The sequence below is a fragment of the Gordonia sp. LMA484 genome, from assembly GCF_058129505.1.
Window position 1 is genome coordinate 2,682,183 of record NZ_CM176700.1, and the last position, 21,801, is coordinate 2,703,983.

Annotated in this window: 21 protein-coding genes; 5 read left to right on the top strand and 16 right to left on the bottom strand. The window is 68.5% G+C overall.

Going from position 1 to position 21,801, the window contains the following annotated elements:
• Nucleotides 1–20: 20 nt before the first annotated feature.
• Both dapE and AC4AMJ_RS11755 read right to left on the bottom strand, forming a co-directional pair.
• Nucleotides 21–1,124, bottom strand: a complete 1,104-nt coding sequence (dapE, locus tag AC4AMJ_RS11750) for a succinyl-diaminopimelate desuccinylase (RefSeq protein ID WP_489918109.1) — start codon at nt 1,122–1,124, stop codon at nt 21–23.
• Between the two features lie 30 nt (nt 1,125–1,154).
• Nucleotides 1,155–1,505, bottom strand: a complete 351-nt coding sequence (locus tag AC4AMJ_RS11755) for a VOC family protein (RefSeq protein WP_489896416.1) — start codon at nt 1,503–1,505, stop codon at nt 1,155–1,157.
• Nucleotides 1,506–1,766: 261 nt separating this feature from the next.
• On the opposite strand from AC4AMJ_RS11755, the gene AC4AMJ_RS11760 reads away from it, so the two are divergent.
• Nucleotides 1,767–2,174 carry a VOC family protein gene (locus AC4AMJ_RS11760; RefSeq protein ID WP_489918110.1) on the top strand — a complete coding sequence of 136 codons (408 nt, stop codon included), beginning with the start codon at nt 1,767–1,769 and terminating at the stop codon, nt 2,172–2,174.
• Between the two features lie 12 nt (nt 2,175–2,186).
• Here the strand turns inward: AC4AMJ_RS11760 and AC4AMJ_RS11765 are convergent, their stop codons facing one another.
• Complete coding sequence (locus AC4AMJ_RS11765; protein ID WP_489918111.1) at nt 2,187–2,912, bottom strand: helix-turn-helix transcriptional regulator; 726 nt, start codon at nt 2,910–2,912, stop codon at nt 2,187–2,189.
• Between the two features lie 38 nt (nt 2,913–2,950).
• On the opposite strand from AC4AMJ_RS11765, the gene dapD reads away from it, so the two are divergent.
• Nucleotides 2,951–3,916, top strand: coding sequence for a 2,3,4,5-tetrahydropyridine-2,6-dicarboxylate N-succinyltransferase (gene dapD / locus AC4AMJ_RS11770; protein WP_489896420.1), 966 nt, complete (start codon nt 2,951–2,953; stop codon nt 3,914–3,916).
• Between the two features lie 18 nt (nt 3,917–3,934).
• Here the strand turns inward: dapD and dapC are convergent, their stop codons facing one another.
• Together dapC and fdxA are read right to left on the bottom strand one after the other, a co-directional pair.
• Nucleotides 3,935–5,056, bottom strand: coding sequence for a succinyldiaminopimelate transaminase (gene dapC, locus AC4AMJ_RS11775; RefSeq protein WP_489918112.1), 1,122 nt, complete (start codon nt 5,054–5,056; stop codon nt 3,935–3,937).
• Nucleotides 5,057–5,066: 10 nt separating this feature from the next.
• Complete coding sequence (gene fdxA, locus AC4AMJ_RS11780) at nt 5,067–5,396, bottom strand: ferredoxin (protein ID WP_489896422.1); 330 nt, start codon at nt 5,394–5,396, stop codon at nt 5,067–5,069.
• A 387-nt stretch (nt 5,397–5,783) separates the two neighbouring features.
• Between fdxA and AC4AMJ_RS11785 the strand changes: the two genes are divergently transcribed.
• Complete coding sequence (locus AC4AMJ_RS11785; protein ID WP_489918113.1) at nt 5,784–6,377, top strand: cupin domain-containing protein; 594 nt, start codon at nt 5,784–5,786, stop codon at nt 6,375–6,377.
• A 5-nt stretch (nt 6,378–6,382) separates the two neighbouring features.
• Nucleotides 6,383–6,757 carry a rhodanese-like domain-containing protein gene (locus tag AC4AMJ_RS11790; RefSeq protein WP_489896424.1) on the top strand — a complete coding sequence of 125 codons (375 nt, stop codon included), beginning with the start codon at nt 6,383–6,385 and terminating at the stop codon, nt 6,755–6,757.
• Between the two features lie 192 nt (nt 6,758–6,949).
• Here AC4AMJ_RS11790 and cofG read toward each other — a convergent pair whose 3' ends face one another.
• From cofG to AC4AMJ_RS11845, 11 genes are all read right to left on the bottom strand, one after another.
• A complete protein-coding gene (gene cofG, locus AC4AMJ_RS11795; protein ID WP_489918114.1) occupies nt 6,950–8,197 on the bottom strand; it encodes a 7,8-didemethyl-8-hydroxy-5-deazariboflavin synthase CofG in 1,248 nt (415 codons plus the stop codon).
• On the bottom strand, nt 8,194–9,699 hold the full coding sequence (locus AC4AMJ_RS11800) for a flavin-containing monooxygenase (RefSeq protein WP_489918115.1): 1,506 nt from the start codon (nt 9,697–9,699) through the stop codon (nt 8,194–8,196). The genes cofG and AC4AMJ_RS11800 overlap by 4 nt, the downstream gene beginning before the upstream one ends.
• Entirely contained in the window at nt 9,696–10,817 is a 1,122-nt protein-coding gene (locus AC4AMJ_RS11805) for an FO synthase (protein WP_489896427.1), read from the bottom strand. The genes AC4AMJ_RS11800 and AC4AMJ_RS11805 overlap by 4 nt, the downstream gene beginning before the upstream one ends.
• A 64-nt stretch (nt 10,818–10,881) precedes the next feature.
• A complete protein-coding gene (locus AC4AMJ_RS11810; RefSeq protein WP_489896428.1) occupies nt 10,882–11,256 on the bottom strand; it encodes a facilitated glucose transporter in 375 nt (124 codons plus the stop codon).
• Nucleotides 11,256–12,149 (bottom strand): N-acetyl-1-D-myo-inositol-2-amino-2-deoxy-alpha-D-glucopyranoside deacetylase, encoded by an 894-nt coding sequence (gene mshB, locus AC4AMJ_RS11815; protein WP_489918116.1) that lies wholly within the window; start codon nt 12,147–12,149, stop codon nt 11,256–11,258. The genes AC4AMJ_RS11810 and mshB overlap by 1 nt, the downstream gene beginning before the upstream one ends.
• On the bottom strand, nt 12,146–14,065 hold the full coding sequence (locus AC4AMJ_RS11820) for an ABC transporter family substrate-binding protein (RefSeq protein ID WP_489896430.1): 1,920 nt from the start codon (nt 14,063–14,065) through the stop codon (nt 12,146–12,148). The genes mshB and AC4AMJ_RS11820 overlap by 4 nt, the downstream gene beginning before the upstream one ends.
• An 86-nt stretch (nt 14,066–14,151) precedes the next feature.
• Nucleotides 14,152–16,062, bottom strand: coding sequence for a translational GTPase TypA (gene typA / locus AC4AMJ_RS11825; protein WP_489896431.1), 1,911 nt, complete (start codon nt 16,060–16,062; stop codon nt 14,152–14,154).
• 210 nt (nt 16,063–16,272) lie between these two features.
• The gene (locus AC4AMJ_RS11830; RefSeq protein WP_489896432.1) at nt 16,273–16,707 is read right to left on the bottom strand and encodes a (deoxy)nucleoside triphosphate pyrophosphohydrolase; all 435 of its coding nucleotides are present in this window, start codon (nt 16,705–16,707) and stop codon (nt 16,273–16,275) included.
• Nucleotides 16,704–17,828 (bottom strand): ABC transporter ATP-binding protein, encoded by a 1,125-nt coding sequence (locus tag AC4AMJ_RS11835; RefSeq protein ID WP_489918117.1) that lies wholly within the window; start codon nt 17,826–17,828, stop codon nt 16,704–16,706. Before AC4AMJ_RS11835 ends, AC4AMJ_RS11830 begins: the two co-directional genes overlap by 4 nt.
• Nucleotide 17,829: 1 nt before the next feature.
• Entirely contained in the window at nt 17,830–19,467 is a 1,638-nt protein-coding gene (locus tag AC4AMJ_RS11840) for an ABC transporter permease (RefSeq protein ID WP_489918118.1), read from the bottom strand.
• A complete protein-coding gene (locus AC4AMJ_RS11845; protein ID WP_489918119.1) occupies nt 19,431–20,459 on the bottom strand; it encodes a thiamine ABC transporter substrate-binding protein in 1,029 nt (342 codons plus the stop codon). Before AC4AMJ_RS11845 ends, AC4AMJ_RS11840 begins: the two co-directional genes overlap by 37 nt.
• A gap of 185 nt (nt 20,460–20,644) precedes the next feature.
• On the opposite strand from AC4AMJ_RS11845, the gene AC4AMJ_RS11850 reads away from it, so the two are divergent.
• Nucleotides 20,645–21,628, top strand: a complete 984-nt coding sequence (locus AC4AMJ_RS11850) for an Rv1157c family protein (protein WP_489918120.1) — start codon at nt 20,645–20,647, stop codon at nt 21,626–21,628.
• Nucleotides 21,629–21,801: the final 173 nt, after the last annotated feature.

A 21,801-nucleotide genomic window follows, 5' to 3' on the forward strand; every position in this document is an offset into this window, starting at 1 on the left:
AGTGCACGACGCCGAGTCCACTACCCCGAGAGAAACGACCGGAGCAGGTCGGAGACCTGACCGATCTGTTCGACCGGGACGCGCTCGTCGACGCGATGGGCCAGACTCGGATTCCCGGGACCGAGATTCACCGCCGGAATGCCCAGTGCCGAGAACCGCGAGACGTCGGTCCACCCGAACTTGGCGCGAAACCTGCCGTCGGCCGCCTCGACCAGTGCTGCTGCCGCCGGATTCGCCAGTCCCGGAAGCGCTCCGGCCGCGGCGTCGGTGACGTCGAACCCCAGTTCGCCACCGTCGAGATGAGCGGCGAACACCTCGCGAACATGATCGGTCGCCTGCTCGACGTCACGATCCGGCGCGAACCGGAAGTTGACGTCGACGTAGGCTTCGTCGGGTACGACGTTGCCGGCGACGCCCCCGGCGACGGCCACCGCCGACAGCCCTTCCCGATACTCGCAGCCGTCGATGTCGACGGTGCGCGGATCATAAGCCGACAATGTGGTCAGCACCCCGCCCAGTTTGTGGATCGCGTTGTCGCCCATCCAGGATCGGGCCGAATGTGCCCGCACGCCGCTCGCCGAGATCCGGACCCGCAGAGTGCCCTGGCACCCGGCCTCGATCAGGCCCGAGGTCGGTTCCCCGAGGATCGCGACGTCGCCGGTCAGCCACTGCGGCAACTCGCGCTCGATCACACCGAGACCGTTGTATTTCGCCGCGATCTCCTCGCAGTCGTAGAAGATCAGGGTCAGGTCGTGCGCCGGTTCGGCCATCGTCGCGGCGAGATGGAGGAACACAGCATCCCCGGACTTCATGTCGACCGTGCCGCACCCGTGCAGCACCTCGCCGTCGTCGGGCTCGGTGGTGCGGCGATGCGGGAGGTTGCCCGCCACCGGCACCGTGTCGAGGTGTCCGGCGAGGACCACGCGGCTGGCACACCCGCGATCGGTACGGGCGAGGACGCGGTTGCCGTGCCTGATGATCTCGAAACCGGTTGTCTGGGAACGCAGGGCGGCTTCGACAGCGTCGGCGATGGCGGTCTCGTTGCGCGACTCGCTCTCGATGTCGACGAGCGCCGCGGTCAGTTCGACGGGGTCGCCGTGCAGGTCGAGGTCGGTGGCGGTCATCTGTTCACCGTAGCGCCCGATGCTCGCCGATCACTTCTCGTATCTGGGTTCGTACAGCTGGACGGTGAAATCACCCGGCACCGTGAAATGGGTGACGAGACCGTATCCGTGGTCGGCGATCTCATCGATGAACTCGACGCCACGGCCCTTCAGGTCCGCGACGGTCTGTTCGATCTGGTCGCAGTAGAACGAGATGTCCGCGGTCCCCGACGGCGGGCCGTTCTCGTCGGTCGGATGGACACCGAGATCGGCCTCGGGCGCGTCGAAGATGAGCCAACCGCCCCCGGTGTCGTTCGCGGGCAGAGCGAGTTTGTCCTTGATGAAGTCACGAAGCGCCGCCGCCTCGGACGAATAGAACATGCCGTGCATGCCGCGGATCATGTGGCCTCCTGACCATCGCCGACAGAAGCATCGCCCAATCTACCGTCCTCGAGGCCGCGGTCGACTGCGTGTTCGCCAACTGACCCCACGTTGGACGAGATACCACGGTCTCGCACCTATCCGGGGCCTGCCCATCGTCCCGATGGGGCACGGAACCCACACGGTCCAGTGCTCGCACTGCGGTGCGGGATCCGCTCCCTCGCCGACAGGTTGTCCGAAACATTCAAGACGACACGATGATCGCCTACTAGCGTCGGCGCCATGAGTTCCGACAACGGTCCACGACCCACTCTCAACGCCCTGTCCATCGTCACGGCCGACATGGCCGGCGCCGTCGCGTTCTACCGGCTCTGCGGCCTGACGTTTCCCGACGGAGCCGAGGAGGCCCCGCACGCCGAAACATCTGTCGGCGCGATGCGCATCATGTTCGACACCCGCGACGTGGTGTCATCGTTCACCCCGGATTGGTCCGAGCCGACCGGCGGGCATCGCATGGCGCTGGCGTTCGAATGCGCGACACCCGCCGACGTCGACGCACAGCGCCGACGACTCGTCGCGGCGGGCCACCGGTCCCAGCTCGACCCCTTCGACGCCGTCTGGGGCCAGCGTTACGCCGTCGTCGTCGATCCGGACGGCAATCCCGTCGACCTCTACTGCGCGCTCGGCTGAGGCACCGGTCGATCAGAGCACGAAGGTCGCCGGTCCGCGGCCGGCGAGCTCGAGGAACTCCCGATGCATGTGCGGGTGATCGGCAAAGTTGCGGCGGAACGCGACCGCTGAGATATCCTGTCCGGCTGCCAGATCCGCCATCGCGGCCCGCAGCCGCAGAATCCTCTGCAACGTCTTGGGCCCATACCCGAAGTAGCGGACCGAGTGGCGGTGGAGTGTGCGAGGCGACACCCCGACCCGGTCGGCACAGTCGTCCACACTGATGCCGTCGGTCAACGCCGAGGCCACCGGCGCGAGCCACGCCGGACGCTCCCATCGGCGTAGCCCCGCCAACCGGTGGAGGACGACGGATGGATCGTCGGCGTCGGCCATCATCTCCGCCCAGCGCCGAGCCTGCCCGTGCGGCCACAGGTCGGCCAGCTCCACGCGCCGATCGCGGAGTTCCTCGGCGGGCACACCGAGCACACCGGGCGCGACGCCGGGATCGAGCCGGAGACCGACCATCTGCTCGGGCACCTCCGACCGATAAGGGTGTGGCCGTGTGTCGGGCCCGGCGACCAGGAGCCGACTGCCGGTCCAGATGAGGTCCATACAGCCATCGGGCAGGACCAGCGCGCAACCGGCATCGTGCCGGGTGGCCCACAGAGTGCCTGCCACGTCGGCGAGCCGACGTTCCCGATAGACGGGTGCACCGTCGGCCACCCGTCCCATCGTCTCGGAACCGGGCGAGACGGTCATGGCATCGAGTATCCACCATCCCGGTAGGCTGTCCTCCCGTGACGACTAATGGCGCTTTCGCAACCGGTATTGCCACGGTGACCAACGGGGGGTCCGCCGACCCGGGCGTGGTCCTCGACGTGTGGTTTCCCGAGCCCGAGCTGAACAGTCCCACCATGTCGGAGACCGTCACGCTCGACGATGACGGCGTCCCGAGTGAGCTGCGCGACCTCGTCGGTACCGACGCCGCACGCGGCGTCAAAACCGTCGCCGTGCGCACCTCGATCTCCGACCTGTCGGCCGCGCCGACCGATGCCTACGACGTGTACCTACGTTTGCACCTGCTCTCGCACCGACTCGTGACCCCGCATTCGACGAACCTCGAAGGCATCTTCGGTCTGCTGACCAACGTCGTCTGGACCAATCACGGCCCCTGCCCCATCGACGGTTTCGAGTCCACCCGCGCGCGACTGCGCGCCCGCGGCCCCGTCACCGTCTACAGCGTGGACAAGTTCCCGCGCATGGTCGACTACGTCCTGCCCGGCGGCGTACGCATCGGCGACGCGGATCGGGTGCGCCTCGGCGCACACCTCGCGCCGGGTACCACCGTCATGCACGAGGGATTCGTCAACTACAACGCGGGCACTCTCGGATCCTCGATGGTCGAGGGGCGGATCTCCGCGGGCGTCGTCGTCGGCGACGGTTCGGACATCGGCGGTGGCGCCTCCACCATGGGCACGCTGTCCGGCGGCGGCAAGGAGATCATCTCCCTCGGCAAGCGCTGTCTGCTGGGCGCGAATTCGGGCTGCGGCATCCCCCTCGGCGACGACTGCGTGATCGAGGCGGGCCTGTACGTGACCGCCGGTACCAAGGTCACCGGACCGGATGGCTCGTCGGTCAAGGCCCGCGAGCTGGCCGGGCAGTCGAACCTGCTGTTCCGCCGCAACAGCCTCACCGGGGCCGTCGAGGTCGTCGGATGGAAGGGTGACGGCATCGCACTCAACGAGGCCCTGCACAAGAACTGAGTCGCCGCCGACGAGTCGCTAGCCGCGCAACCGCTCGGCGGCGGCGGCGATTCGCTCGTCGGTCGCGGTGAGCGCCATACGGACGTGGCGTGATCCGGCTGGACCGTAGAAGTCGCCCGGGGCCACCAGGATGCCGCGTTCGGCAAGCCAGTCAAGAGTGGTCCGGCTGTCCTCGTCGCGGGTGGCCCACAGGTACAGGCCGGCCTCGGAATGATCGACACGGAACCCGGCGTCGCCGACCGCGTCGAGCAACAGCGCACGCCGGGCCCGGTAGCGCTCGCGCTGAGCGTCCGCGTGGACATCGTCGTCGAGCGCGGCCACCATCGCACCCTGGATGGGGAATGGGACGATCATCCCGGCGTGCTTGCGGACCGCGAGCAGTTCGGCGATCAGTTCCCGGTCGCCGGCGAGGAATCCCGCGCGGTAGGACGCCAGGTTCGACACCTTGGACAGCGAATGCACCGCTATCAGGCCCGTGTGGTCACCGTCGCTCACACGCGGATCGAGGATCGAATATGCTTCGCCCTCCCAGGTGAGACCCAGATAGCACTCGTCGGACACCACGATCGCGCCGCGCTCGCGGGCCCACGCGATCACCTTGCGCAGGTGGTCGGCGCCGAGCACCTTGCCGGTGGGGTTCGACGGCGAGTTGAGGAAGACGAGCGCCGGAGACATCGGGCCCAACTGCACGGTCGAGTCGGCCCGGACCGGCGTCGCGCCCGCCAGGAGTGCGCCGACCTCGTATGTGGGATAGGCGATCTCGGGAATCACCACGACGTCGCCGGCACCGATGCCGAGCGTCGACACGATCCCGGCGATCGCCTCCTTGGTCCCGATGACCGGCAGCACTCCCGATTCGTCGAGACCTGACGCACCGTAGCGTCGTTCCATGGCGGCAACCACGGATTCCCGCAGTTCGGTGGTACCGATCGTCGTCGGGTAGCCGGGGAACTCCGATGATGCGGCCAGAGCGTCACGGATGATCGGATCGACCGGGTCGACCGGAGTCCCGACCGACAGGTCGACGATGCCGCCGGGATGTGCGGTCGCACGTGTCCGGGCCGCTCCGATGGTGTCCCAGGGGAAATCGGGGAGGATGGCGCTGACCCGGCGACGTGTCGCAAACCCAGGCGTGTTCACTGGCCGGAGATCATTCCTCTTCGTTCATCGGGGGCAGGCCCTTGATGAACGCAGGATCGTGTTCGGTCTTGCCGACCTTGCTGGCGCCGCCCGGCGACCCCAGATCGTCGAAGAAGTCGGCGTTGGCGCTGACGTACGGTTCCCACTCGTCGGGCACATCATCCTCGTAGAAGATCGCCTCCACCGGGCACACGGGCTCGCAGGCTCCGCAGTCGACGCACTCGTCGGGCTGGATGTAGAGCATCCGGCCACCCTCGTAGATGCAATCCACCGGGCATTCCTCGACGCAGGCCCTGTCCAGAACATCCACACAGGGCTCCGCGATGATGTACGTCACCACACTCTCCTTCGCTGCAAACTCGCTGGCCTCCCGCGATCGCTGCCGCGGCGTCGCTGTCGGCACGGCGCGTGGGCTGGTCGCGCCTCGTCTCGAACCACGCGGCGACCCCCGATCATCGGGTCGGTTGCACAGCAGTCCGCCCCCAAGAGTATCGGGCGCCCGAAGAGGTCACCGACCCCCGCCCCCATTCGCCCGGCAGGGCGTAACGGGGATCACACTGCCGGACCGAGGTTGTGATCAGCCGGCGTCGAACTCTCGACGTCGCGGGATCGTGCAGCGAACCTGGGACACGTGAGAGAACACGCACCCATCGGTGGGGTCCGCAGCGCGATGTGTCCGGGCCGTCCGACCTGACACCGTCCCCGTTGACCCCACTCGAAGGACCCCATGACCACCACGTTGCGACGTCCGGATTCTCACCACCCCCGGTTCGATCCGACCCAGGCCCGTACCGCGAACCTGCCGACGCGGCTGCGCCCGGCCGATCTGCTCCGTATCACCGACCAGGGCGTCGCCGACGTCATCGACGGTGCCTATGACGATCTGCTCCCACACCGATGGGATCCGGTCGAACGTTGGGCGACCCGACTGGAGTCGGACGACGATCTCGATCTGTGGCTCATCAGCTGGACGCCGGACCGGTCGACCGAACTGCACGATCACGCCGGGTCACTGGGCGCCCTGACTGTTCTGAGCGGCGCGCTGCGCGAGTATCGGTGGACCGGCCACGACCTGACACTGCGTATCCTGACCGCGGGTGATCAGGCCTCGTTTCCGCTGGGCTGGGTGCATGATGTGCAACGACATGACTCGCTGACCGTCACGCCCTCGGCATCGCCCGATACCCTGGCCGAACCCGTGACGCCGACGTTGAGTGTGCACGCGTACTCCCCGCCGCTGACGGCGATGTCCTACTACGCGGTGACCGACCATCACACGCTGCGACGCACCCGCACCGAACTGACCGACGAACCGGAGTGACCCTGATGCCGACCATCGACGATCTGCTTCTCGAAGCGCGTGACCGACTGGTACGTCTCGACGCTGCCGCGGTCGCGGCAGAGGTGGCCGCGGGTGGCGTCCTCGTCGACATCCGACCGGCCGCCCAGCGCGCCGCCGAGGGTGAGGCCGACGGAGCACTGGTCATCGAACGCAATGTCCTCGAATGGCGGTGTGACCCGGCGAGCGATGCCCGGGTACCGGAGGCCGTCGATCATGACGTGCGGTGGATCATCCTGTGCTCACAGGGGTACACCTCGAGCCTGGCCGCGGCCTCGCTGCAACAACTCGGTCTGCACCGCGCCACCGATGTGGTGGGCGGCTACGAAGCGCTCCGGGCGTTGCCCACCGCTATTTCCTGACCCGCGCCGGGTTCTCTCGGCGCGAACTCGGGTTCTGTCGGCGCGAGGTCGGGTTCTGTCGGCGGGATCTGGGGTTCTGTCGGCGGGATCTGGGGTTCTGTCGGCGCGAGGTCGGGTTCTGTCGGCGGGATCTGGGGTTCTGTCGGCGGGATCTGGGGTTCTGTCGGCGCGAGGTCGGGTTCTGTCGGCGGGTCAGGCGACCGCGGGCCAGGGACGTCCCTGCGGGATCACTGCTGCGGCCAGGCCGGTCGCCGGGTCGGCGACCGCGCCGACGTGATCGGCCAGTGACGGATCGATCCATTCTGTCCGGCCGAGAACGTACGGGGGCTGCGCCGTGATGCGCTCGGTCAGCGTGTGGCCGGTCGCCGCGGTGATCTCGGCGAGCGCGTCGAGGTTGGGCCAGGGGCGCTCGGGATTGACGTGATCGGGCGTCAACGGCGAGACCCCACCCCAGTCGTCGATACCCGACGCGATGAGCGCCGCGCATTCCTCGGCGGACACCAGGTTCGGTGGCGCCTGCACCCGCATGTGCGGTCCCAGCACGACGCGCGCCACCGCGACGGCCGCGAGGAACTCGGTCATCTCGGCGTCCGGGTTCCCGCGCATCGCCGTGTCCGGCTTGGCGCGGAAGTTCTGCACGATGACCTCCTGGATGTGGCCGTGCCTGCGGTGCACGTCCGCGATCGACAGGAGGGACTCGGCGCGTTCGACCAGCGACTCGCCGATACCAACCAGGATTCCGGTGGTGAACGGAATCCGTTCGGCACCGGCATCTTCCAGTACCTGCAGCCGAACCGTCGGATCTTTGTCGGGGCTACCGTAGTGAGGTTGGCCCTTCTCGGTGAACAGCCGCCGCGAGGTGGTCTCCAGCATCATCCCCATCGACGGCGCGACCGGACGGAGGCGCCGCATCTCCTCGGCGCTCATGACTCCCGGGTTGAGATGCGGGAGCAGGCCGGTCTCCTCGAGTACCGCCACCGCCGCCGCGCGAACGTACTCCAATGTGGAGGCGTAGCCGCGCGCCGCGAGCCAGTCACCCGCCTGCGCCCACCGCGCCTCGGGTCGGTCGCCGAGGGTGAACAGCGCCTCTTTGCAGCCGAGAAGTGCGCCCTCGCGGGCGATCTCGAGCACCTCGTCGATCTCCAGGTACATCCCGTGCCCGTCGCGGGCGAGTTTGCCCGGCACGGTGACGAAGGTGCAGTAGTGGCAGCGGTCACGGCACAGTCGGGTCAACGGGATGAACACCTTGCGGGAGTAGGTGATCTGCCGCGCCCGGCCCACCTCGGCCAGACCGGCGTCGCGGACCGCGCCGGCAATCGCCTGCAGCTCGACCAGATCGTCGCCGGAAGCGGCGAGCAGGGCGGTCGCCTGCGCGGTGTCGAGTTGTTCTCCGGATCGCGCCGCCGCCAGTGCGGACGCGGTCGATACGGCATCGGTCATCCGTGCTGATCCTTAGGGTCGGGGTGTCGCGGTGCGACCAGGTACGGCTGTGGGTCGAAGGCACCGTTGCGTTCTCGGAACGACGCCGCGGTGCCCGGCCACAGCAGGGTGAGCCGTCCGCTGCCGGGGTCCACATACCAACTGTCACATCCGGTCAGCCACACCGTCGAGGCGCTGCGTTCGTCGATCTCCCTGGTGTAGGCCGCCTCTGCCGCAGCCGACACCTCGAGAGACCGACTTCCGCTGTCGCCCAGGTAGTCCAGTGCACCGAGAACGTAGTCGAGCTGTGTCTCGATCATGTAGATCGCGGAGTTGTGGCCGAGCGCGGCATTGGGACCGTCGAGCACGAACATGTTCGGGAACCCGCTCACGGCCGTGGAGGCGTACGACACCATGCCGTCGGACCAGTGCTCGGCCAGTACGCGGTCACCACGACCCCGTATCCGCACCGCCGCCGGCGGTCGGCCGGCCTGGAACCCGGTCGCCATCACCAACACGTCCAGGTCGTAGGTCTGGCCGCTCATCGCCCGCGCCTTGCACTCGACCACCGATTCCAGGGCGCTCGCCTCGAAGACCACGTTGGGACGTTGCAGCGCCGGGTAGAAGTCGTCGCTGAGCAGGATTCGCTTGCAGCCGATCTCGTAGTCGGGGGTGAGCGCGGTGCGCAATGCCGGGCTGCTGATCTGGTCGCGGAGATGACCCAGGGCGCGGTCACGGATCACGTCGATGTCGGGATGCAGGCCGAGTCGTTGCCGGAACGCCTTGTCGGCGTCGACCAGCATCCGGTCGCGCAGCGAGTCCGCGTTCTCCGGGATGCGCAACTCGGCGCGCTCCTCTTCGGAGATCACCCGATCGTCGCGGGGAACGACGTAGGGCGGTGTGCGCGAGAACACGACGAGCTCCTCGGCACCCTCGGCGAGGTGCGGGATGACCTGGACCGCGGACGCACCGGTACCGACGACGCCGATCCGCTCGCCGCCGGAGAGCAGGTCGTCACGCCATTGCGCGGTGTGAACGACTGTGCCGGTGAAGGATTCGATCCCATCGACCTCGGGGAAGTGCGGCTCGGACAGTCGACCGACCGCCATCACCAGAACCCGGGCGGACACGGGCCCCGATCCGGTGGCCAGATGCCACCGGGACACGGACTCGTCCCATCGAGCCTGCTCGAGTTCACAGCCGAGCCGGATGTGTGGCGTGAGCCCCTCGTCCTGCACGGTCTGCTGAAGATAGCGCTGGATGTCGGCGCCGCGCGGGTAGAGGGTCTCCCAATCCCATGGTGGCCGAAAGGAGAACGAATAGAGATGGGCCGGGATGTCGCAGGCGATCCCGGGATACGTGTTGTCCCGCCAGGTGCCCCCGACGGCATCCGCACGCTCGAGGACGACGAAGGACTCGCGATCACTCCGGGCCAGCCGGGTGGCCATGCCGATCCCGGCAAATCCGGCGCCCACGATCGCGACGTCCACCTCGAGTGCAGCCGCTGACGGGCGGGCGATCATGGACGCACCTGTGGGATCTGGAGCAGGCGGTCGGGCGAGGGATCGGAATAATCGGTGTTGCGTTGGCGCAGTGTACGTCCCGCGCGCGCCGCAAGGTCGACGAGTTCGTCGATCTCGAGGACGTGGCCGGCCTCCTGGCCCGCGGTTGGCATCAGTTCGCCGTCGATGAGCAGGCCTCCGATGTCGTCGACTCCCCCGCCCAGCAGTTGTTCGGTGGTGTCCCGGTCGTGTTTGGTCCACGCCACCTGCAGGTGATCGAACCGCCCCAGCGTGAGGAGTCGGGCCACGGCGTGCAGCGCACGCGTTTCCCGTCGCGACACGGTCGCGGTGGCGACGTCGGCGAGGTGCGGCGCCGCATTGGCCGGCAGCAGCGGCATCAGGATCAGCTCACTGAAACCACCGGTACGGCTCTGGATCTCGTTGAGCAGCCGCAGATGGGCGACTTGGTGCCGGGGAGTCTCGACGTGACCGTACAGAAGTGTCGCGGTGGAGAACAGTCCCACCCGGTGGGCGGTCTCGATCGAGTCGATCCAGTCCTCGATCGGGGGTGCGCCACCCTCGGTGAGGCGGGACCGGACCTCGTCGTCGAGAACCTGCGCGGCCGTGCCCGGCACCGATCCGAGGCCGGCATCGTGGGCACGACTCAGGAAGTCGGCGATCGGGATACCCATCCGCGCCGCCGCATCACGCACCTCGGGGGGTCGGAAGGCGTGCAGGTGCATGCCCGGCGCCGCATCGTGGATGGTCCGGACGAGGCGCAGATATCCATCGCTCGGCGCGTCGGCGGGCAGCGGCCCCTGCAGACAGATCTCGGTCGCCCCGAGCCGCCACGCCTCGGCGACGAGGTCCGCCGGCGAGGGCACCGCGTCGCCGCCACCGACCACCGCGGTGTCGAGATTACGATTGACGACGAACGTCAGGGTGTCGCCGCCGATGACCCGTCGCCGGGCTCCGTCGGCCAGCGCGCAGAGTTCGTCGAGTTCGGCGCCGGACGAGCCCAACAGCGCCACCCACTCGTCGTCGCCGAGCGAGGACGGGTCGTCGGAGACATGACGCAGTGCTTCCCGGGCTTCCTCCACCGCGGCGTGCGCGTCCTGAGCCCACTCCCGCAGGACCATTCCCTCACTCTAACCGCACGCGCGGCCGCACCGACGGGCCCCCGATGTCGGCGTCGTCACGGGGTCAGGCATCGTCGGGCATCGGCAACCGGCCCGACCACACCAGCGCGGCCGGGAGACCTGCGCCGATCGCCAGCAACGCCAAGGTCGGGAGCATCAACACCCCATCGGGTACCAGCACCACATCACCGCCGGGACCGGGCAGGGCCCCGACGACGAGGGCGAGCAGCCAGGCCAGCAGCGGCAGGTATCGCACCGGCCCGTCGGTGATGCAGGCGGCCAGCCAGAGCAGGACGCAGTTGACGACACCTGCGATCAGCGCGGCCAGCGGTATCGCGATCCCGCCGAAACGCAGGTAGGCGAAGGCGACGGACATCACGCCGATCACGAAGCCGTCGATGATCAGGAACACCAGCAGGGCTCGGTCGATGACTCGCATCACGACACTCCGGCGAACAAGTCGGTCTCCCGGCGGCCCGGGACCGCAGGATGGGCCGGCTCGGAGGTGAGGATGAAGTGTTCCCGGTCGAAGATCGGCTGCAGGATGTTGTTCGACAACGCGTACTCGGTTCGGGAGCCGGAGACCGTCACCTGGGTGGCGTGCGCAGCGAGCGCGGCCGCCTTCCGACCGAGGTACGGCGCGATGTCGATCTCGGTGGTCACCGCGGTGTCGGGATGGCTGGGCAGTTCGGCCACGTCGGGCAGTCGCCAGCCGCTGGGCACCCGCGGGCGCGCAGCCACCAGCCCGGCCTCGAGTGCGGACCGTTCGGTGACCGACTCGTAGACCTTCGGACCGGGAACGTCCCCACCGCCGAGGCGGTCACGCACGAGCGGCACCGCAGCCACCGTCGACTCGTGGACGAGCTTGTGGTCGGGATGACCGTAGGTGCCCGCGTTGTCGTAGGTGACGATGACCTGCGGCGCGAAATCCACGATCTCGTCGACGAGCGTGGCGACCAGGTCGGCGAAAGCCGCTTGTACGAGCGCGCGCGGGTGCTCGGCCGACGGCGCCCCTGCCATCCCCGAATCACGCCAGTGACCCGCTCCTCCGAGAAAGCGCGGGCGCAGCGCCTCGCGGCCCGACGGTGTCAGTGCGGCCAGCGCCCGACTCAGTTCCAGAATTCGGTACCCGCCCAGCTGGTCGGCGCCGCCGTCCGCGGCCAGTTGCGCCCATTCGTCACCGATGACCTCACCTTCTTCACCGAGCGTGAAGGTCAGGACCCGGACATCGACCCCTTCGGCGAGGTACCGGGCGATCGTGCCGCCGGTCATGATCGTCTCGTCGTCGGGGTGCGCGTGCAGCAGGAGCAGGCGTCGATCGGTGTTGGTCATCGCTGCTCCCACGCCACGGTGTCGCCGAAGATCGCGACCTGGATCGGCCCGGACAGCGGGACGTTCGCCACCTTGTCGGTCACGCCGACGAACATGCTGTCCTGGTAGACGGGCAGATAGACGAACTGTGCCGCCAGCAACGGTTCGGCGGCGGTCAGCTGCGGGATGGGATCGGCCGCCGACAGCGCGTCGCGCGCCAGTCCGATCAGCTCGGGATCGCAGATACCGGACACGTTGCTGGCATAGCTGTCGTCGTTGGCTCCGACCTGTCCGGGCGCGACGCTGGCCGGCGTGGGCGGAGTGGACAGCGAGGGGGCCGTCCCCGGCTTGGGCTGGTCGCAGTCGACCTGGCTGGCCAGCGCGGCGGCCGGCGGTACCCCGAGGCCCTGCCATCCGATGACGAGGTCGACCCGCGCGTTCGTCAGCGCGACGCCGTAGAGCTCACTGTTGGGCAGCGCCACCACCGCGGCCCGGACTCCCTGCCCGCGCAACTGGTCGACGATGTTCGCCGCGGCCGACGTCGACCGCGGGTCACCGCTGATGGCCCCGACGCGGACGGTGAGGTCCTCGCCGTCCTTCTGGTATGGGGCGATCCCGGTGGGCAGCGGTTCGACGGCGACGTCGCCGTCAGCGGCTCCCGATCCGGGATCGCTCGAGGACGATTCGGTCGTCGACGGGCTCGATGCGGTCGGACTGCTCGATGCGGTCGGACTGCTCGATGCGCCCGCGGCGGTGGACGCGCGGGGCTCCGATTCCGGCGCGGCGCGTTGGTAGCCCTCGTCGGCCAGCAGGGCGGCGATCGTGTCCGCCGATGGTCGCGTCCGGGTCACCGGGAAGTAGCCACGATCGGTAGGCGCGAAGACGGTGTTCGCGAACGGGGTGACGTTGTCGTCGCCGGCCCCGGCAAGGGTCACCAGTTGCGGGTCGATCATCCCCAGGATCGCACGCCGCGTCGGCAACGAACGCATGGTCGACGTTCGCGCGTTGACGCTGATCGACAGTGCCCGCGACGTCGGGTTGCGTCGGGTCGCCAGGCCGGGCACCGCGCTGAGCTCGGCGGTGGTCGCAGGACCGGTCCGGACGGCAGTGACCGCCGAATCACCGGAACGAACGGAGTCGACCATCTGTGAGGCCGTCCCGGCCCGCCGCAGCACCACCTGATCGAGGGTCGGCGTCTTCATCCAGAAACGGTCGTTGCGCACCAGGCGCACCTCGTCACGCGTCTGGTCGATGGAAACGATCGCGAACGGCCCGGCCGACAACGGTTTTCCGCTGTCCATGCCGGTCTGGAAACCCGCAGGCGCCCCGCGCAGGATGTGGCTGGGCAGCAGGTCGGTGAACAGCTCACGCCACGCCGGGTAGGGGCGCGCGAACGTCACCTGGACCTCTTTGCCGCCGGACCGGGATTGCACCGAGTCGATCAGGCGGTAGCCGGCGGGGGCGACCACGTTGGGTTGGCGTGACATCTGCTGCCACAGATAGGAGAAATCGTCTCCGGTGACCGGCAGACCGTCGGACCACTGGGCGTTGGTCTGGATGTGATAGGTGACGGTGAACGGATCCGTCGAGGTGACCGACGCCGACGTGATCAACGCATCCTGACGCTGCCAGACGACCCCTGCGGGTGTGTCGACCGGGCGGAACGCACTGGGCAGTGTCATGGCGGCCACCGCGGTGGTGACGATTCCCTGATCGGCTCCGATGTGCGGGTTGAATCCGCCGCCCACCGAGTCGGTGGCGACGTAGACCGTCTTCTCCGTCGGGTACTCGGTGGGTGTCGGTGGTGGAGCCGTCTCGCGCACGGGTGGTGGCGGGTTCGACATGCATGCCGAGACCAGCAGCAGGAGCGCTCCGACGAGCGCGACCAACCGGCCGTGACGGCGGATCGTCGGCAGCCCTGTGAACCGAGCCGACATCGATCTCGCATGCCAACGACTCACCAGATGTACCCCCAAGGTCACGATGCGCCCGTAGCCACCCCGGGCACGGCCATTCCCCTGCCCTATCCGACCGCCTGATCGCGCGTTTTCGCCCGCGACCGTTCCCGGGCGCGGGTCGACGCGTCGAGATGAACCTTACGCACCCGCACGACCTCCGGAGTCACCTCGACACACTCGTCGGCAGCGCAGAACTCCATCGCGCCCTCGAGTTCGAGCTGCATGGGCTTGGCAAGTGTCTCCATCACGTCGGCGGACGACTGCCGCATGTTGGTGAGCTTCTTCTCACGGGTGACGTTGATGTCGAGGTCCTCGGCGCGCGGGTTGATGCCCACGACCATGCCCTCGTAGGTGTCGGCACCGGGCTCGACGAAGAACGTGCCACGGTCGGCGAGCTGGATCATCGCGAAGGGTGTCACCGAACCGGTGCGGTCGCTGACCAGCGAACCGGTGTGACGCGCCCGGATCTCCCCGGCCCACGAGTCGTAGCCGTCGAACACGGCGTTCGCGATGCCGGTGCCACGGGTCTCGGTGAGGAAGTCGGTGCGGAACCCGATCAGACCGCGCGAGGGCACGATGAACTCCATCCGGACCCAGCCGGTGCCGTGATTGTTCATCTGCTCCATGCGCCCCTTGCGGGCTGCGAGCAACTGGGTGACCGCGCCGAGATACTCCTCGGGCACGTCGACGGTGAGGTGCTCGAACGGCTCCTGCACCTTGCCGTCGACCTTGCGGGTGACCACCTGGGGTTTGCCGACGGTGAGCTCGAAGCCCTCGCGGCGCATCTGCTCGACCAGGATGGCCAGCGCGAGCTCGCCACGACCCTGGACCTCCCAGGCATCGGGACGGCCGATGTCGAGGACCCGCAGCGAGACGTTGCCGACCAGTTCGGAATCCAGGCGCGACTTGACCATGCGCGCGGTGAGCTTGTGACCGGAGACCTTGCCGGCCAGCGGCGACGAGTTGGTGCCGATGGTCACCGAGATCGCCGGCTCGTCGACGGTGATCCGCGGGAGCGGCTTGGGGTCGTCGAGGTCGGCGAGGGTGTCACCGATCATGATCTCGGGCATGCCCGCGACTGCCACGATGTCGCCGGCCGCGGCCGACTCCGCCGGTGCGCGCTCGACGCCGACGGTGGCGAGGAGTTCGGTGATCTTGGCCTTCTCGACCACGGGCTCGCCGTCGACCTCACGACACCACGAGATCTGCTGACCCTTGCGCATGGTTCCGTTGTGGATGCGGACCAGCGCGAGGCGACCGAGGAAGGCCGAGGCGTCGAGGTTGGTGACATGCGCCTGCAGCGGAGCCTCGGGATCCCCCTTCGGGGCGGGCACGTGCTCGAGCAGGACGTCGAAGAACGGGTCGAGGTTCTCGCCGGCCGGGACCTCGCCGTTGGCGGGCTGCTCCTGGCTGGCGATTCCGGCCCGGCCGGAGGCGTAGAGCACGGGCAGTTCCAGCGCGAGCTCGGCCGCGGCGGCCGCTTCGTCGTCGAGATCGGAGGCCAGGTCGAGGAGCAGATCCTGGCTCTCGTCGACGACCTCTTGGATTCGAGCATCCGGGCGGTCGGTCTTGTTCACCACGAGGATGACCGGCAGGGACGCCGCCAGCGCCTTGCGCATGACGAAGCGCGTCTGCGGCAGCGGGCCCTCTGATGCGTCCACCAGCAGGACCACGCCGTCGACCATCGACAGGCCGCGCTCGACCTCGCCGCCGAAGTCGGCGTGGCCGGGGGTGTCGATCACGTTGATGACGACCTCGGTGCCGTCGGGCTGACGACGGTGTACGGCGGTGTTCTTCGCGAGGATGGTGATGCCCTTCTCGCGTTCGAGGTCACCGGAATCCATCACGCGGTCGACGAGCTCGGCGCGTTCGCCGAAGACGCCGGACTGGCGCAGCATCGCATCGACCAGCGTGGTCTTGCCGTGGTCGACGTGCGCGACGATCGCGACGTTGCGGAAATTGTGGACAGCGCTCACTGACTCGTCTTTCGGATCGGGTTCTCAGACCGAGATCGGCCCGGTCAAGCGTAACGGAATCCTTCGTGAGATCGCCGTCACAGCGACCAAAGGGCAGCCCGGGTACAGAGGCAATACTTTCACACTCGGTCGGGTGACCCGCTCAGCGGGCCGCACTGCGGCCCCCGTCGACGCCCGAGCAGTAGCCCACCCGGCCCGCCGGTCGCGCTGTCAGCCCCCGAGGTCCTCGAGGAGTTCGGCGACCCACGCCGTGTCGGCAGGCACCAGGTGCCCGCCGTCCGCGAGTGCCCGCAGTGCATCGGCATCGACCCAGCGCAGCGCCTCGTGCTCGGACGGGTGTGGACTGCCGTCGACGATCTGGGCACGCAGTGCGATCAGCCTGAGGTCGGCCCGCAACGGGACCGTCGCGCGCAGCGCGGCGCCGACGCGCACCGTCACACCGATCTCCTCGGTCAGTTCCCGCGTGAGCGCGGCCTCCCAGGTCTCCCCCGGTTCCACCTTGCCGCCGGGCAACTCCCACAGACCTGCGACCTCGGCCGGGTAGCGACGCTGCGCCAACAGCAGACGACCGCCGTCGATGATGGCGCCCGCGACGACCACGCGCGGATCCCGCACCGGGTCGTGCTCGCAGCGGATCTCGTTCATGGGCCGATCACCGCCACACGCTCGGGCACCACCCTCAGGTGCACCCGGTCACCGATCGCGACCGGCTCGGAGGTGACCGCGTCCACGTCACCGGCATCCGACCGAACCCGCAGTCGCCGACCACTGGGCAGGTCGGCGACCATCGCGACGATCCCGGCCGCAGTCGGATCCGGAGCAGTCGGGTTCGGTGCAGTCGGGTTCGGAGCCGTGGGGTTCGGAGCCGTGGGGTTCAGAGCCGTGGGGTTCAGAGCCGCCGGTTCCGGAGCCGCCGGGACCGGAGCAGCGCCGCCCTCTGCGCGCACCGACTCGGGTCGCAGTCCCAGCAGAATTCGCCCGTCGGGCAGGTCGACGGACACGTGGCCGAGGGCGGTCGAGGCGGAACCTCCGACGATCTCGGCGTCGATCACCGTCGTCACACCGAGGAACCGGGCGGTCCACTCGTCGACGGGACGCGACCAGAGTCGTTCCGGCACAGCGGTTTGCACGAGTTCCCCGCCCCGCATGACGGAAATGGTGTCGGCCATCAGCGCGGCCTCGGTGTGATCGTGGGTCACCACCACGGTCGGGGTGTCCGCGGCCCGCACGATCTCGCCGATCTCGGTCGCCAGCTGGTCACGGAGCAGCCGATCCAGAGCCGCGAGCGGTTCGTCGAGCAGCAGCAACCGTGGCCGCGGGGCCAGCGCACGGGCCAGTGCGACCCGCTGCGCCTGCCCTCCCGACAGCTCGTCCACCCGCCGGGTACCGAAGTCGGGCAGGCGGACGAGGTCGAGCATCTCCGTTACGCGCGTACGGATCTCCGATCGCGGCCATCGTCGCATCCGCAGTCCGTACGCGATGTTCGATGCGACGGTCCGGCCGGGGAACAGCTGACCGTCCTGGAACACGACGCCGAAGTCGCGACGATGTGCCGCAACTTCGGCGAGATCGCCGTCATCGAACCGAATCGCTCCGCCGCTCAACGGTTCCAACCCGGCCACCGCCCGGATCAGGGTCGACTTGCCGCATCCCGACGGCCCGAGGAGCGCGGTCACCACCGACCCGGATGTACCCACCGTCCAGCTCAGGTCCTCGAGGACCACCGTCGACCCGTAACGGACCGACACGCCATCGATCTCGAGCATGTCAGAGCACCGCTCCGCTCCGTGGTCGCAACAGTTCCACGGCCACGACCGCGAGGATGGTCACCCCGACCAGCAACATCGACGCGGCCATCGCGGTGGCCAGGTTCTCCGCGCCCGGCCGGTTGAGCGCCGAACCGATCAGCACCGGCAGCGTGGTGGTGTCCGCGCGGGCCAGAAAGCTCGTCGCACCGAACTCGCCGAGCGCCATGACAAAAGCGAAACCGCCTGCAGCACAAAGCGATCGGCCGATCAACGGCAGGTCGACGGTGAGAAAGACCCGCATCGGACCCGCACCGAGGGTGGCCGCGGCCTGACGCAGCCGCCCCGGCACCGACATCAGCGCGGGCACTGCGATACGTACGACGACCGGAATCGCGATCAACGCCTGGACGCACGGGATGACCAGTGGCGAACTCGCGATCCGGGACGGTAGGGCGGCCAGGACGATGAGGTAGCCGAAGCCCAGGGTCACCGCGCTGACGCCGAGCGGAATGGTCGTGACGACGGTTCCGGCGGCCGCCCAGACTCCACGGGAGCGGTGCATCGCGACGGCCGCGAGCAGGCCGACCACGAGTGCGATGGCCATCGCCAACGCCGCCGTGCCGAGTGAGTAGCGCAAGGTGGCCAGCGGCGTCACCCCGTTCACCGATTCCGACAGGGCGCGATAGCCGTCAAGAGTCCACGCGCCGTCGGCACCGGGCCGCACCGATCGGAAGGCCAGCACCGCGATGGGTCCCACCAGCACGACGACGGTCCAGATCAGCGCGGCGCCCACGGCAATCCACTGACGGCCATGCGGCCGGAACCTGGTCTCGGCCGGTCGGGCACCGGAGGCGCCGCCGGGTTCGGAGAACACCCGGGTGAGCAGTAGTGCCACGACGACCACGACGACCTGCACCATGGAGAGCGCCACGGCCTCAGGAATACGGAAGTAGCCGATCGCCTGCGTGTAGATCTCGGTCTCCAGAGTGCGGATCTCGCCGTTGCCCAGAATGATGATCACGCCGAAACTCGTAGAGCAGAACAGGAACACGAGAGCAGCAGCCGCGCCGACGGCCGGGACGAGCCGGGGTGCGACCACGTCGACGAAGGCCCGCGCCCGACTCGCGCCGAGCGTCTGGGCGGCCTCACTGAGCCGTGGATCCAGCGACCGCCACGCGGCCCCGACGACACGTGCGATCACTGCCACGTTGAGAAAGGCATGCGCCAGCAGGATCGGCCACAGACCGGTACTGATGTCCGCGAAGGCCAGCGGGCCGTCGAGCAACGCCCGGAACGCGACACCGACCACCACGGTGGGCAGGACGAACGGCACCGTCACGATGACCGTGATCAGCATCGAGCCCGGCACGTTCACCCGCGCGATCAACCAGACCATGGGCACGGCGACCACCACGGCGAGCAGGGTCGACAGCGCCGCCTGATACAGGGTGAACCCCAACAGATCCAGCGCATGGGTTCGTCGCAGCAACTCGCCCACCCCGACGCCTGCGCGCACGTCGACAGCCCGCTTCACCAGCGCCCCGAGCGGCCACATGAAGAAGACCAGGATGAACGCGGCCGGCACGACCCGCAGCGCGAGTGCGCCCAGCCGTCCGGCGGTCACCGTCCGACGGCCTCGCGCCACTGCTGCAGCCACATCTCCCGATTCTGCGCGACGTACGCGGGTGGCAGGCTGACCGTCCACGAGGGCACCGGCGCGCGTTGCGCCCAGCCGTCGGGCAACGGGGTTCCCTTCTGCACCGGGTACACATACATCGACGAGGGCAGCGCCGCCTGCAGGGTGGGGCTGAGCATGAAGTCGACGAGCTTGCGCGCACCCGCGGCGTTGTCGGTGCCCTTGAGAACGCCGACGTACTCGACCTGCCGCCAGCAACTGTCGAGCAGCGCCGAGGTGCCCGGGGTGGCCGCCGGCGACGACGCATACGACAGCACGATCGGCTTGTCGCCCTTGCCCTCGCCTGCCGAGAACAACTGGTTGTATGCGATCTCCCATCCGGACACGACGGTGGCACCGTTGTCGGTCACCGTCTTCCAGTACTGCTGCCACCCCTGGGGAAAGACACCGATGGTGGTGAGCAGGAACGCCAGGCCGGGCGATGACGTACCGGGATCGAGGAGCACGGTCTGCGCCGCATACTTGGGGTCACGCAGATCCCGCAAGCTCTTCGGTGGTTGCTCGTCGTGGGTGGCGTACCAGTTGTCGTCCACATTGAGGCACACGTCGCCGCGATCGACTGCCGTCAACTCGTTGTTCGATCCCGGGATCGCGTAGTCGGCAGCGCCGTTCGCTGCGAGCGGCGACGCATACGGCTCCAGTGCACCGGCGTCGATCGGGCGCGACGCGAAGGTGTTGTCGATGCCGTAGACCGCGTCCGCCTTCGGCGATCCGGGTGTGAGCGACACCGTCGACGCGAGTTGTCCCGCGTCGCCGGATTTGACCACCTTCAGCGTCATACCCGTCTCCTGACGGAACGTGTCGAAGACCGAGTCCGGGAGTGTGAAGGAGTCGTGGGTCAGCAAGGTGACCTCGGCCCCGGGTTCCGAATCATCACCGCAGCCGACGAGAGAGGTGGCGAGGGCCGCCAGGGTGGCCACCACCACGGCGCTTCGGATCACATACGTACGCATACCGACACTGTGCCCGATCCGCCGGGCTCGCCTCGCACGTCGTCTCACCACGGGTTGATCTAACCAGTTCCTCGGCCACGGCACGAACGGGCGGACGCTGATCCCATGAGTAACAATTGCATCAATAACCTCAGGAGTCACACCGCGGGGCGTTAGGCTCCCTGGACAGTGCCCACGATCGAGGCATGCATAGAATGACGCGCGACGCCGATCCGGCGTCGGAGTCACTGACCGCGGAGTGTGTGGCCACGACCGGCCCACACCGACGACCGATTGGACCGGAAACAGTGCGTCTGCCTGTACTCCAGAGCCTGCGCTCCCGCCGAATTCACAGCCCGGCCAGCCCAGTACGGCGCGCCGCGGTGGTGGCGATCAGCATCGCGGCCGCGACCTCGCTGGGGCTGCCCGCCGTCGCCCACGGCGCCCCCGCACCCGCCGCCGAGCAGTTCACACCCGGCAACCTCAAGGTCGACCGGAACGTTCTCGACTCGATGGGCGCCTTCGCACCGGCGATCATCGGCGCGGTCGCCACCAAGGGCCCGGACGGCAAGATCAGCCCGAAGCTCATCGAGCAGGCCAAGTCCTTCGCGGCCACGCCCGGCCTGCCGCCGCAGGTCAAGGAGATCTGGCAGGAGGTCATCGACTTCCTCGGCGAGCCAGGACGCGTGGCACTGGTGCGCCAGAAGGCCGCCGAACGCAAGCCGGGTGAACCGGAGATCCCACAGGGGCCCGGCGCCCCGAAGATCCAGGAATTCCTCTACCCGACGCTCGGTTTCGGCTGCATGCCCGGCAACGGGAGTCCGACCGGAGGCAACTCGCTGGGACGGGCCCTGCTCACCGCGGGCCCGCAGGACGCTCCGGCGCCCGGCCCCAAGCGCGGAGAGGCAGGCTACGTCTACACCAGCCTGGGCACCGGCCCCGCGATCAACAACCCGAACCGCAAGCTGTGGGTGACCTGGCTGAACATCGACAACGGTCGTTCGGGCCAGACCCAGCTGAAGCGCAATCCGAAGATCAACGTCAAGGACGGCCCGGGAACCTTCACCGCCATCGCCAAAACCGGCAAGGGACGCGTGATCTCGACCATCTACGGCGACGTCACCACGAAGAACGACAAGCGCATCAACTCCTGCACGATCGTGCCGACCATCGGTCTCGCCATCGTCTGATCGCCATCGTCTGATCGCGCTCCGCGATCGCCCGCACGACACCCCCGGCCCGCCACGGCCGGGGGTGTTGTCGTCCCAGCGCACCCGGACCCCCGGACGCAACCTGATCGGAACGTGATCCAGAACACACTTTGACCTGCGCAAAGACCAGAAATCGGCCGTCCGGTCGCCTC